The organism is Curtobacterium sp. YR515 (assembly GCF_900113095.1).
Classification (GTDB): domain Bacteria; phylum Actinomycetota; class Actinomycetes; order Actinomycetales; family Microbacteriaceae; genus Curtobacterium.
In genome coordinates this window covers 435,147-446,244 of the sequence record NZ_FOOD01000002.1, presented here as the reverse complement: position 1 = coordinate 446,244, position 11,098 = coordinate 435,147, and the positions used below count along the sequence as shown (strand labels likewise).

At 72.6% G+C, this 11,098-nt stretch carries 14 protein-coding genes; 12 read left to right on the top strand and 2 right to left on the bottom strand.

What is annotated here, in order from left to right:
- Nucleotides 1-39 precede the first annotated feature (39 nt).
- Complete coding sequence (locus BM028_RS06875; RefSeq protein ID WP_092385448.1) at nucleotides 40-669, bottom strand: TetR/AcrR family transcriptional regulator; 630 nt, start codon at nucleotides 667-669, stop codon at nucleotides 40-42.
- 80 nt (nucleotides 670-749) lie between these two features.
- Here BM028_RS06875 and BM028_RS06870 point away from each other — a divergent pair, with 80 nt between their 5' ends.
- The 3 genes from BM028_RS06870 to BM028_RS06860 are packed head-to-tail and all read left to right on the top strand — an operon-like array spanning nucleotide 750 to nucleotide 3,305.
- On the top strand, nucleotides 750-1,478 hold the full coding sequence (locus BM028_RS06870; protein WP_070417572.1) for an ABC transporter ATP-binding protein: 729 nt from the start codon (nucleotides 750-752) through the stop codon (nucleotides 1,476-1,478).
- A complete protein-coding gene (locus BM028_RS06865) occupies nucleotides 1,475-2,752 on the top strand; it encodes an ABC transporter permease (RefSeq protein WP_071294164.1) in 1,278 nt (425 codons plus the stop codon). The genes BM028_RS06870 and BM028_RS06865 overlap by 4 nt, the downstream gene beginning before the upstream one ends.
- A gap of 25 nt (nucleotides 2,753-2,777) precedes the next feature.
- The gene (locus BM028_RS06860) at nucleotides 2,778-3,305 is read left to right on the top strand and encodes a GNAT family N-acetyltransferase (protein WP_070417574.1); all 528 of its coding nucleotides are present in this window, start codon (nucleotides 2,778-2,780) and stop codon (nucleotides 3,303-3,305) included.
- Nucleotides 3,306-3,337: 32 nt separating this feature from the next.
- Here BM028_RS06860 and BM028_RS06855 read toward each other — a convergent pair whose 3' ends face one another.
- Nucleotides 3,338-3,613 (bottom strand): hypothetical protein, encoded by a 276-nt coding sequence (locus BM028_RS06855; RefSeq protein ID WP_092385446.1) that lies wholly within the window; start codon nucleotides 3,611-3,613, stop codon nucleotides 3,338-3,340.
- 103 nt (nucleotides 3,614-3,716) lie between these two features.
- Between BM028_RS06855 and BM028_RS06850 the strand changes: the two genes are divergently transcribed.
- The 9 genes from BM028_RS06850 (at nucleotide 3,717) to BM028_RS18475 (ending at nucleotide 11,079) form a co-directional block, all read left to right on the top strand.
- Nucleotides 3,717-4,388 carry a hypothetical protein gene (locus BM028_RS06850; protein ID WP_092385444.1) on the top strand — a complete coding sequence of 224 codons (672 nt, stop codon included), beginning with the start codon at nucleotides 3,717-3,719 and terminating at the stop codon, nucleotides 4,386-4,388.
- Nucleotides 4,389-4,752: 364 nt separating this feature from the next.
- Entirely contained in the window at nucleotides 4,753-6,198 is a 1,446-nt protein-coding gene (locus BM028_RS06845) for a phytoene desaturase family protein (protein WP_092385442.1), read from the top strand.
- A gap of 2 nt (nucleotides 6,199-6,200) precedes the next feature.
- Nucleotides 6,201-6,644: an SRPBCC family protein gene (locus BM028_RS06840; RefSeq protein ID WP_092385440.1), complete on the top strand. Its 444-nt coding sequence runs from the start codon at nucleotides 6,201-6,203 to the stop codon at nucleotides 6,642-6,644.
- A 122-nt stretch (nucleotides 6,645-6,766) separates the two neighbouring features.
- Complete coding sequence (locus tag BM028_RS06835; RefSeq protein ID WP_092385438.1) at nucleotides 6,767-7,276, top strand: hypothetical protein; 510 nt, start codon at nucleotides 6,767-6,769, stop codon at nucleotides 7,274-7,276.
- Nucleotides 7,277-7,549: 273 nt separating this feature from the next.
- Entirely contained in the window at nucleotides 7,550-8,281 is a 732-nt protein-coding gene (locus BM028_RS06830; protein ID WP_175496011.1) for a class I SAM-dependent methyltransferase, read from the top strand.
- Nucleotides 8,278-10,086 (top strand): alpha/beta fold hydrolase, encoded by a 1,809-nt coding sequence (locus BM028_RS06825; RefSeq protein ID WP_092385434.1) that lies wholly within the window; start codon nucleotides 8,278-8,280, stop codon nucleotides 10,084-10,086. Before BM028_RS06830 ends, BM028_RS06825 begins: the two co-directional genes overlap by 4 nt.
- On the top strand, nucleotides 10,083-10,685 hold the full coding sequence (locus tag BM028_RS06820; protein WP_092385432.1) for a hypothetical protein: 603 nt from the start codon (nucleotides 10,083-10,085) through the stop codon (nucleotides 10,683-10,685). Before BM028_RS06825 ends, BM028_RS06820 begins: the two co-directional genes overlap by 4 nt.
- Entirely contained in the window at nucleotides 10,682-10,849 is a 168-nt protein-coding gene (locus BM028_RS18480; RefSeq protein ID WP_022905510.1) for a hypothetical protein, read from the top strand. Before BM028_RS06820 ends, BM028_RS18480 begins: the two co-directional genes overlap by 4 nt.
- 71 nt (nucleotides 10,850-10,920) lie before the next feature.
- A complete protein-coding gene (locus BM028_RS18475) occupies nucleotides 10,921-11,079 on the top strand; it encodes a hypothetical protein (protein WP_156794815.1) in 159 nt (52 codons plus the stop codon).
- The last annotated feature ends 19 nt before the right edge of the window (nucleotides 11,080-11,098 follow it).

Below are 11,098 nucleotides of genomic sequence, written 5' to 3'. Positions count from 1 at the left end.
GGGAGGCGCGTGGCGGCCCCGCCCCGCGCCTCCCGGCCGCTACTGGCCCGTGATGCGGGCCGCGGTGTCGCGGATCGTCGCGACCACCCGCGCGCGGACCTCCTCCGGGTCCGACCCCTCGTGGCGCGCCGAGCTCCGCAGCCCGGTCATGCACATGCCGAGCAGCATCTCGGCCGCCTGGGGCGTGGCCGCGTCCGGACCCCAGGCCGGGTCCCGCTCGAGGATCGTCCGGACCGCGCCCGTCATCGCCTCGGCGACCGTGGTCATCCGGGAGACCTGGCGGCGCATGAGCTGCGGGAAGCGCACGATCACCTCCTTCCGGGCGAGCCGCTCGTGCTCGTCACCGAAGGACTCCCCGAACACCAGGAACGCCAGGTCCACCACGGCCTGTGCCGCGGGCTCCCCCGCGACGGCGGCCAGGTGGGCGTCGAGCGTCTCGGGCGCGAGGTCGAGCTCGGTGTGCCCGAGGACCGCGTCCTCCTTGCTCTCGAAGTAGTTGAAGAACGTGCGCGGGGAGACCTCGGCGCGCGTGGCGATCTGCTCGATCGTGGTGCGGTCGATGTCCTGTTCGAGTGCGAGGGAGCGTGCCGCCTCGGCGATCCGGTGCCGGGTCTCGAGGCGTTTGCGGTCGCGGAGGCCCATCTCGGAGGCGGGCGCGGTGTCGGGCATGGCCCGACTGTAATCGGAACGTCACATCGTTTACAGCAAACGCAAACTTGCAGTCCTGCAGCGGACAGTACGGTGGGCGCATGACCACTCCCGTGCTCGAGGCCCGTGGCCTCGCCAGGACCTACGGCCGCGGCGCGACGCGGTTCGACGCGCTCAAGGGGGTGTCGCTGCAGGTGAACCAGGGCGAGAGCCTCGCGATCGTCGGCAAGTCCGGCTCCGGGAAGTCCACGCTCATGCACCTCCTCGCGCTGCTCGACAAGCCGTCGGCGGGTCAGGTGCTCCTCGACGGCACCGACGCCGCGACGCTCAGCGCGCGGCAGGTGAACCGCACGCGGAACAGCACCTTCGGGTTCGTCTTCCAGCAGTTCTTCCTCACGCCGAAGACCTCGGTGCTCGAGAACGTCGTGCTCCCGTTGAAGATCGCCGGCGTCTCCGGTGCCGAGCGGAAGCGCCGGGGCATGGCCGCGCTCGACGCCCTCGGCCTGGCCGACAAGGCGAAGAACGACGCAAACGACCTGTCCGGCGGGCAGAAGCAGCGCGTGGTCATCGCGCGTGCACTCGTCGGGGAGCCGAGCGTCATCTTCGCGGACGAGCCGACCGGCAACCTCGACACGAACACGGGGCAGGTGGTCGAGGACATGCTCTTCGGGCTGCAGCGCGACCGGGGCATCACCCTCGTGGTCGTCACCCACGACGAGGAACTCGCCGAACGCTGCGACCGGCGCGTCAACGTGCGCGACGGACTCATCGTGGGCGGGAGCGACGACGCCGTCGACGCGCCGGCCACCCACGGAAGGCACTCCGCATGAACGTCCTCGACCTCTTCCGCACCGCGGTCGCGAACACCTTCCGGTCGAAGCTGCGCACGACGCTGACGGTCATCGCCATCTTCATCGGCGCGTTCACGATCACCCTGACCTCGGCCATCGGCACGGGCGTCAGCAACTACATCGACACCCAGGTGGCCTCCATCGGCGACACCGGGTCGCTGACGATCACCAAGGCCGTCGAGTCGTCGACCGACTCCGGGCCGGCGAAGTACGACCCCGACGAGTCGAGCCAGAGCGTGGACCGCGGGCCGGCCTCGTTCGCGTACCTGTCCCAGTCGGACGTCGACAAGATCACGGACGTCTCGGGGGTGAAGAGCGTCCGACCCGCCGTCGCCCTGAGCACGAAGTGGGTCGAGTACGACGGGAAGGGCAAGTACGTCGTCGACATCGCCGCCAACGCCGGGGAGCTCGACGCCGACCTCGCCGCCGGGAAGCAGCTCGACGACGCGTCCTCCGCCGGCAACCAGGTGCTCCTGCCCACGAACTACCTGGAGAACCTCGGGCTCGGCAGCGCGAAGGCCGCCGTGGGCAAGGAGCTGACCGTCGCGGTCGACGACTACCAGGGCAAGGAGCACACCCTGACCGCCACGATCGCGGGGGTGCAGAACGAGTCGCTGTTCGGCGGCGGTGCCGGTGCGAACGCCGCGCTCACCGACGCGATGCAGGCCGCACAGGAGACCGGCAAGCCCTCGTCGATCGCCACCTCGTACGCCAGCGCCACCGCCACGCTCGACAGCGGTGCGTCGGCCAGCAGCGTGAAGAGCGCCCTGTCGAAGGACGGCTACACCGGGCAGACCATCCAGGACCAGCTCGGCCAGTTCCAGACGGTCATCAACGGCATCGTCGGCGTGCTCAACGCCTTCGCCGTGATCGCGCTCGTCGCGGCCGGGTTCGGCATCATCAACACGCTGCTCATGAGCGTGCAGGAGCGCACCCGTGAGATCGGGCTGATGAAGGCGATGGGCATGGGCGGCGGGAAGGTCTACACGCTGTTCTCGCTCGAGGCCGTGTTCATCGGGTTCCTCGGCAGCGCGATCGGTGCGGGCGTGGCGATCCTGCTCGGGACGGGGATCTCGAACGTCCTCGCCGGGACCGTGCTCAAGGACCTGCCGGGGCTGCAGATCATGCAGTTCGCGCCGTCCTCGGTGATCACGATCATCCTCGTGGTGATGTTCATCGCCTTCCTCGCGGGCACGCTGCCGGCGCGTCGGGCGGCCCGGCAGAACCCGATCGAGGCGCTCCGGTACGAGTAGGCGCACGCGTGCCTAGTCTCGAGGGGTGGCGGCGTTCGGACGGGACCTCGGGGACGGGTACACGCTGACGCTGCGCGACCTCACCACCGTCCGGCCGCTGCACGAGCTCGTCGTCGCGAACGCCGACCGGCTCCGTGCCGCGGAGCCGTGGGCGTGGCAGGAGCAGACCGTCGAGACGATCGGCCTGCACACCGAGCACCTGCTCGGCCAGTACGCGATGGACCGCGCGCTGCCCTGCGTCATCCGGCAGGACGACCGGGTCGTGGGTGCCGCCTCGCTCGCCTTCGACCCGTACCTGGGGCAGGCATCGCTCGGCTACTGGGTGGACGCGGGCCAGGAGGGACGGGGTGTCGCCCGGCGCGCCGCCACCGTCCTCGTCGGGGTGGCCCGGGCGCGGGGCGCCGCGCGTGCTGAGATCCGGACGGCGGTCGACAACGTGCGCAGCCGGGGCCTCGCCGAGCGGCTCGGCTTCACGCACGAGGGCACCCTGCGGAGCGCGATGCCGCTGGGGCCGGTGCGGGTGGACGTCGCCGTGTACGGCCTCGTGTTCTGAGCGGGCAGCTCCGGGGCGGAGGGTCGACCGGGTCAGCGGCCCTGCGTCGCGCCCGACCACACGGCGAACGCGCCGCCCACCACGAGCAGCACGAGCAGCAGGATCCACACCGCCAGTGCGACGAGGTTCAGGAAGATCCCCCACGCGGCACGCCCGCGGGCGAACGGTTCGCGGCTCCGCGAGGCGACGCCGAGGCACAGCCCGACGATCGGCGCGACGAACGTCCAGCCGGCGAGCAACGAGCAGACGCCGAGGACGAGACTCGCCGTGCCGAGCCCGGTGCGGGGGGATTCCGAGTACGTGACCATGCACCCGACGCTACGGGTCCGTGGGAGGCGGGTCGTCCCTCCAGGGCCTGATCCGGGTCCACCTGCGGACGGATGGTCACCGGACGCCGGTATCGTCGACTGCATGGCCTTGTTCGGACGACGCAGCAAGCACGACGTGCGCGACCGACCCGTCAGTCAGGTCGAACTGAAGCGCGCCGTCGACGAGGGCTTCCTCATCGCGAAGGCCGCGGTCACCATCGCCGTGGGCAACCGGATCATCACGAACGCCCTCCGCGACGAGGGGTACTTCGACCACGCCGTCATCGCCGACGCCGCGCGCGAGGAACTCCACCGCATGGCCGAGGAACAGCGCGGCGACGCTGCCCGGATGCGCGAGATCCGCTCGAGGTCGAGCAAGCAGAAGGGCCGTTCGCGGCACCAGCACGACTACCGCCGCGGTGACGACCTCAAGCTCCGCACGCGTGAGGCGACGTACGAGCAGCTCGCGACGATGCTCGACAAGCGCCGGGACGACCAGGGCTTCGTCGACGGCATCGTCCTCGCCGCACGTGCCCGCGCCTGGGACGACATCGGCACGACCGTCGTCGGGCGGCTCGGGTGGGCGCAGCGTCCGGCGGACGACTACGAGGTCGGGCGCGACGACCGGCTGCAGCAGATGCTCGACGAGGACTTCGCGGCGCTGCTGGCGGAGCACCCGGTGGGGTCGACCCCGGTGGACGCCGACGAGCCCGACGCAGCGGACGCGGGCGACGACGGGTCGGACCCGGCGGACCCGGACGCGACGCGCGTCTGACCGGACCGGCCGTCGGAGCGCAGCGATCTCGACGGCGTTGCGGCCCGTCGCCGGCAACCGGCCCGCGCCTGATGCCCGGCACCTCGGTCCACGCGCTGCGGCTCGGAGCGGATCTGCTGAAGTCGTCCGCGCCGTGACCGTTCCGGTTCGCGGATCACGGGGTTCGCGAACCGGAACGGTCATCTGCAGAACCGGGAACGGCCCTGGAACGGACGCGATGACGGGCTGCACGCGGGGGCGTGGCAGACCCGCGCCTCCAGGGCGCCGAACGGTGCGGAGCGCGCCTCGATCACCGTTCGCCGTGAGGGGGATGCGGGCGCGCTGCCCGAGACGGCGCGCAGCAGCGGTCCCTAGGCTCGGGGGCATGGTGGATGCGGTGGTCGTCGGAGCCGGACCGAACGGACTCGCGGCGGCGGTGACGCTCGCGCGTGCCGGGCTGTCGGTCGAGGTCGTCGAACGCGCCGACACGATCGGCGGTGGTGCGCGGACCGCCGAACTCACGCTGCCCGGGTTCCTGCACGATGTGTGCTCCGCCGTGCACCCGATGGCGCTGCAGTCCGAGTTCTTCCGGCGCTTCCGTCTCGAGGACCGCATCGAACTCCGCCTGCCCGAGGTCCAGTACGGGCACCCGCTCGACGGCGGCCGTGCCGGGATCGCGTACCAGGACCTCGCGCGCACCGCCGAGTCGCTCGGCATCGACGGCCCGGCGTTCCGGCAGCTCATGGCCCCCCTGTCCGGCAACGCCGACCAGGTCGCCGACTTCGCCACCGGCGCCCTGCTGCACGTCCCGCGGCACCCGCTGAGCGTCCTCCGGTTCGGGTTGCGGGCGCTGGAGCAGGGCACGAGTGCGTGGAACCTCCGTTTCCGCGACGAGGTCGCCCCCGCCATGGTCTCCGGCGTCGCGGCCCACTCGATCCAGCACATGCCGTCCCTCGCCACGGCCGCCGCCGCGCTCTCCCTCGGCGCCTACGCGCACGCGCGGGGCTGGCCCGTCCCGATCGGCGGCAGCCAGGCGATCGTCGACGCGCTCGCCGCCGACCTCGTCGCGCACGGCGGCCGGATCGAGACCGGGCGCGAGGTCCGCTCGCTCGCCGACCTCACCCCGGCCAAGGCGGTGCTGTTCGACACGAGCGTCCCCGGGATGCTGCGGATCGCCGGGAAGCAGATCCCGACGCCGCGACGGGGTGCCCTCCGGCGCTTCCGGTTCGGCAACGCCGCCGCGAAGGTCGACTTCGCGCTCTCCGACCCGGTCCCGTGGACGAACGAGGCGCTCCGCCGCGCCGGCACGGTGCACATCGGCGGGACCCGCGCCGAGATCGCGGCCGCCGAGGGTGCGGTCGCACGCGGCCAGCACGCCGAGCGACCGTACGTGCTCGGCTCGGAGCCCACCGTGGTCGACCCGAGCCGCGCGCCCGCGGGCAAGCACGTCTTCTGGGCGTACGCGCACGTCCCCGCCGGGTCGGACGTCGACCAGACCGAGGCGATCACGCGGCAGATCGAGCGGTTCGCGCCCGGCTTCCGCGACACCGTCCTGCAGTCGAGCAGCCGCACCGCGGTCGAGATGGGCGCGTACAACCCGAACTACGTCGGCGGTGACATCGCCGCGGGTGCCGCGAGCTTCTGGCAGCTGGTCAAGCGTCCGGTGCTGTCGTCCGACCCGTGGCGCATGGGCGGCGGCATGTACCTCTGCTCCGAGGCGTCCGCCCCCGGCCCCGGTGTGCACGGCATGGCCGGCTGGCACGCGGCCCGGGGCGCCCTGCGGCACACGTTCGGGCTGCCCGAGCACGTCGATCTCACACCGGAGGACTGACCATGGCGAAGAACGTCCGCATCCTGCACTGCCGCCCGGAGGACGTCTTCGACGTTCTCGCGGACGGCTGGCTCTTCACGACGTGGGTCGTCGGCGCCTCGCGGATGCGCGGGCAGGACCCGGGCTGGCCAGCGGTCGGCACCCGCCTGCACCACTCCTTCGGCGTCTGGCCGCTCGTCATCGACGACGTGACGACGGTCCTCGAGTGGGACGCCCCGCACCGCATGGTCATCCAGCCGAAGGGGTGGCCCCTCGGCGAGGCCCGGGTCGAGCTCGTCGTCGAGGAGCACCGCCGTGGCTGCAAGGTCACCATCGTGGAGAACGCCGTGGCGGGGCCGGGCGCCTGGGTGCCGGACCTCCTGATGCAGCCGATGATCTGGATCCGCAACCGCGAGACGCTGCGGCGGCTCGGCTGGGTGGCCGCGGGTCGCGTCGCGACGTCCTGAGGGACGGGAGGCGCGGTGCGGGCCCGCACCGCGCCTCCAGTCCGTCCTGTGGTCGCCTCGGCACCGGCCCCGCGAACGGGGACGCTGTGGCGGGGTCCTGGGTCCGCCAGACTGACCGGGACATGCTCGCTGCACCCGACCACCGCCCCCTCCGGCCCCGACGCACGACCCTCGTGGTCGGCCTGGCGCTGATCGCCGCGACCGCCGTCTCCGGGTGCTCGCACCGAGCCGAGCCCGTGGGCCTCGACGATGCGTTCCCGGACTGGGCGAAGGGCGTGCAGGACCGCTGGGCGGGACAGCCGGGCGAACTCGGCAGCGGCACCGGCTCGAACGACTCGTCGAGCCGACTGTCCCTCGGCACCGGCGAGGACGGGGCACCTGCCCGGGTGAGGGTGTCGATCACGTGCCAGGGCGACGGCACCGTCCACATGGCGGTGTGGGCCGGCCGGATCGTGGACGGGGCCGAGAGCGGTAAGCGGCTCGCCTCGGGCGAGATCCGGTGCGGACACGACGAGGACCTGTACCTGCGCACCCGGAGCGAGTGGGTCACCATCGGTCCGACGTCCGGGGACTCGACCGTCGGCTGGTACGCGGCCACCTACAGCGACCTCGCGGCGACCGCCGCCGACTGACCGGGGGGGGGGGGGGGGGGGGGGGGGGGGGGCCGGGGTACACACCGGTCCACCGTGTGCCCGACCGACCCGATCCGGTGCACATCCGCCTGCTTCCCCGAGCTGGTGCGGTTCGACGCGGCGCACGCGCCGGGGTGGGGTGCCGACCGGACCTGGCGAACGCCTCCGAGCAGCCTGAGCGATCGTCGGGACTCGTGCGACTGAGCGGACGTACAGGCCTACCGTCCCTCGGTGTCGGGCCGAGGGAGCCCGGCGCCGAGGGGGGGTCGGGTCGTGCAGCACACGTACGGGCAGCAGTTCGCGGAGATCTACGACGACGTCTTCCCGCCGGACCCGGGCCTCGTCGAGGTGCTCGCTTCCAGCGCACCGGCGACGGCGCTCGAGCTCGGCGTGGGGACCGGTCGCGTGGCGATCCCGCTCGCGCAGCGGGGCATCAGCGTCACCGGCGTCGACCTGTCCGCCGAGATGCTCGACCGGTGCCGCGACGGCGCCGACGACGCCGGCGTCGACCTCGACCTGGTGCAGGGCTCGATGACGGACCTCCGCCTCGGACGGCGGTTCGACCTGGTCTTCTGCGTCTGCGCGTCCATCTCGATGCTGCTGACCCGCGAGCACCAGCGCGAGACGCTCGCCACCGCGCGGGACCACCTCGCCGACGGCGGCCGCTTGGTCGTCGAGACGCACAACCCGGACGCGGTGCTCGGCCTGCACGGCGGACGTCGTCGTGAGACCTGGTTCGTCCCGTACCCGGGCGCCGGCCGTGGTCTGCAGACCTACGCGACCCTGGACGAGCCGACCGGACTCTGGCAGGTCAGTCACCTGTGGCACGACGGCGGACGGACGACCATCGGGAACGAGGTGAGCCTCCTCACACCGGTCGAGGTCCTGACGGGCCTCGGTGCGGAGCTCGGGCTCGCGGTGCGGTCCGTGACGGGCGACCGGGACGGCGGTCCGGTGACACCGGAGTCCCCCACGTACACGGTCGAGTTCGAGGTGGCGTCGTGATCGGGTTCGTGGACCGCGTCGTCCGCGGTGTCGTCGACCGGTCGGCCGACCGCGGGAACGTGCTCGCCGCGACCGAGCGGGCCTCCGCGCTCGTGGTGCTGATGGGGAGTCTCGAGCACCTCGCGAACGCGGACAACCGCCGGACGGGCGGCCTGAACGACTGGACCCTGCTGCGGGGCTCCGCGCTCGTCCGCAACGAGCGACTGCGCCGCGTGCTCGACCGCGTCTACCGGCCCCGGGTGGTGACCGCGATGCACGGGCTCCGGGTGGCCGCCGCCCTCGTCCACCTGTCCCCGGTCCGCGACCGACGCGTCCGCGCCGCGGCGTCCGCCGTCACGGTGCTCACCGGCTACGCACTCGGGCCGCTGCACCACAACGGCGGCGACGGCAGCGACCAGGCGGCGTTCTTCACGCAGGGGCTGTCGGGTGTGGCCCGGGCCTCCGGACGACCCGCGACGGTGGACACCGCGCTGTGGGCGGTCGCGAGCCAGGCGACCCTGTCGTACCTCGTGTCGGGGTGGGTGAAGCTGATGGGTGAGCCCTGGCGGAACGGCTCGGCGCTGCTCGGGGTGATGCGCACGCGGACCTACGGTTCGGAGTGGGTGTGGCGGGTCCTGCGCGACCGGCCGGCACTGGCGCGGGTGGGCGAGGTCGCCACGCTCGTCCTCGAGTGCGCGTTCCCGATCGTGTTCGTGCTCGGCCCGCGGATGCGCGTGGCGTACCTCGGCGCGATCGCCGGGATGCACCTCACCATCGCCGCGACCATGGGACTCGGTCGGTTCCTTCCCGCGTTCCTCGCACTGCAGCCCGCGGTGCTCTACGTCACCGCGGACCGTCGATCGGTCGTGCCGCGTCGTCACGACGGGTTCCCGTGGGTCCTCGGCGTGATCGGGGCCGCGGTCGGGACGCAGGCCGTGGTCCGGCAGGTCGTGGACGCCCGGCGCAGTCGACGTCCCCGTGCCGGGCAGACCGTGGTCGAGACGCCCACCGGATCGCGCCTGGCCGTGCGGTACCGGCCGGCGACCTCGGGCCCCGGCGCACCCCTGGTGGTGTTCGAGAACTCGCTCGTCGCGGTCCAGGAGTACTGGGACCCGATCATCGCGGAGCTCGGCGGCGACGTCGCCACGCTGACGTACGACCGTCCCGGAACCGGGGCGAGCACGGCTCCCGGTGCGACGCTCGCCACCTACGCGGAGGACCTCCGCTTCCTCGTCGGCCGCCACGCCGACGACGGACCCATCTGGCTCGTCGGGCACTCGTTCGGCGGGCACCTGCTCCGACGCCACGCGGCCGAGCTCGGGCGCGACGTCGCCGGGGTGGTCCTCCTCGACCCGACCACCGGTTTCGTGGACCGACCCGACGAGGACGTCCTGACCGCCGTCCGGTCGCTCACCGACGGCTTCCCGCTGATGGAGTGGTCCCTCCGGACCGGCTGGGGATGGCTGCTCGACGCCACGACCTGGGCGATCCCCGCACGCCAGGGACGGTCCGACGACCTGAGCCCCGTGTACCGGAACGCCCGACTGTGGCGCACCGGCCGCGCGGAGTGGCAGGCCGCGGAGCCGGACCTCGTCGCCGACCGACCCGGACGCCGCATCCCCGAGGGTGCCGACGTGCTCGTCGTCACGGCGAGCACGAGCGACGAACTCCAACCGGCCGTGAGCGCCGCGCACGAACGCGTCGCGAACGAGCACGACGGTCGCCGCGAGGTCGTCCGGTCCACCCACGACGGGCTGCTCGTCCACCCCGGACCGGTCCGACGGGTCGGCGCACTCGTCCGCGAGGCGATCGGGGTGGACCGATGAGCCGCCGTGGGGACGGTCGGGCCCTGCCCCTCGCGATCGGCCTCGCGCTCTGGATCATCGCGACGGTCATCGGCCAGCACCCGAACCGTCGGTTCGACCGGGTCCGGCAGGTCGACACCGCCGCGCTGCTCATCCCGAACTGGCGCTTCTTCGCACCGATCCCCGCCTCGATGGACTTCGAGCTGCTGCACCGGTACCGGCAGGACGACGTGGTCAGCGAGTGGACGCGGACCAAGGACGTCGCAGCACGCCGGCTCCGGCACATGCTGTGGTTCCCGGACCGGCGGGTCGACAAGGGCCTGTTCGACGTGGTCGGACGGTTCCTGGTGGCAGCGGAACAGCTGCCGGACGGGTACGAGACGGGCGCCGACTACCGCGCGCTGCTCGCCTTCGTCCGCCGCGTCGTCGCCGCGCAGACCGGTGGTCGCGCCGATGCCGTCCAGTTCGCGATCGTCCGCACGGGCGGTCACGACGACAGCGTGCCCGTCGAGGAGCTCTTCGCATCCCGACGGGAACCCATGCACGACGGGGACGGCCCCCGTCGGCAGCCGGACGCCGCCTCCGCAGCGTCCGCACGACCGAAGGAGGAGACCAGATGAACGCCAACACACGGACCGCGCTGTGGTTCGCAGCACCCGTCGTGCTCATCGCCATCGCGGTGGCGATACTCCTGTTCGACCTGCCCGGCTTCGCGTGGCTGTCGGTCCTGGTCGTGCTCGGCATCGCAGCCGCAGTCTTCGTCGTCTCGGCACGACGAGAGTGACCTCGGCCCACCGGGCCGGGAACCGGGCCCAGCGCCCGACCATCACCATCGCAGAACGGAAGGAATCCAGCATGACCACCATCGCCGACATCGCGTTCGACAGCGACCGCGGGCAGCGGTTCGCACCGGAGCAGCCCCTCGCCGCGACCCCGCTCGCAGCGCTCGCCGCCACCTCGGTCTTCACGGGTGCGGTCGCCGCGTACGCGGTCGAAGAGGCCGTCGGGAACTGATCAGCAGGACATCGAGGAA

Coding starts and splice junctions, on each gene's coding strand:
- BM028_RS06870 (WP_070417572.1), top strand. CDS start 750: ATGACCACTCCCGTGCTCGAGGCCCGTGGCCTCGCCAGGACCTACGGC.
- BM028_RS06820 (WP_092385432.1), top strand. CDS start 10,083: ATGAGCCGCCGTGGGGACGGTCGGGCCCTGCCCCTCGCGATCGGCCTC.
- BM028_RS06855 (WP_092385446.1), bottom strand. CDS start 3,613: ATGGTCACGTACTCGGAATCCCCCCGCACCGGGCTCGGCACGGCGAGT.
- BM028_RS06875 (WP_092385448.1), bottom strand. CDS start 669: ATGCCCGACACCGCGCCCGCCTCCGAGATGGGCCTCCGCGACCGCAAA.
- BM028_RS06865 (WP_071294164.1), top strand. CDS start 1,475: ATGAACGTCCTCGACCTCTTCCGCACCGCGGTCGCGAACACCTTCCGG.
- BM028_RS18480 (WP_022905510.1), top strand. CDS start 10,682: ATGAACGCCAACACACGGACCGCGCTGTGGTTCGCAGCACCCGTCGTG.
- BM028_RS06845 (WP_092385442.1), top strand. CDS start 4,753: ATGGTGGATGCGGTGGTCGTCGGAGCCGGACCGAACGGACTCGCGGCG.
- BM028_RS18475 (WP_156794815.1), top strand. CDS start 10,921: ATGACCACCATCGCCGACATCGCGTTCGACAGCGACCGCGGGCAGCGG.
- BM028_RS06835 (WP_092385438.1), top strand. CDS start 6,767: ATGCTCGCTGCACCCGACCACCGCCCCCTCCGGCCCCGACGCACGACC.
- BM028_RS06850 (WP_092385444.1), top strand. CDS start 3,717: ATGGCCTTGTTCGGACGACGCAGCAAGCACGACGTGCGCGACCGACCC.
- BM028_RS06840 (WP_092385440.1), top strand. CDS start 6,201: ATGGCGAAGAACGTCCGCATCCTGCACTGCCGCCCGGAGGACGTCTTC.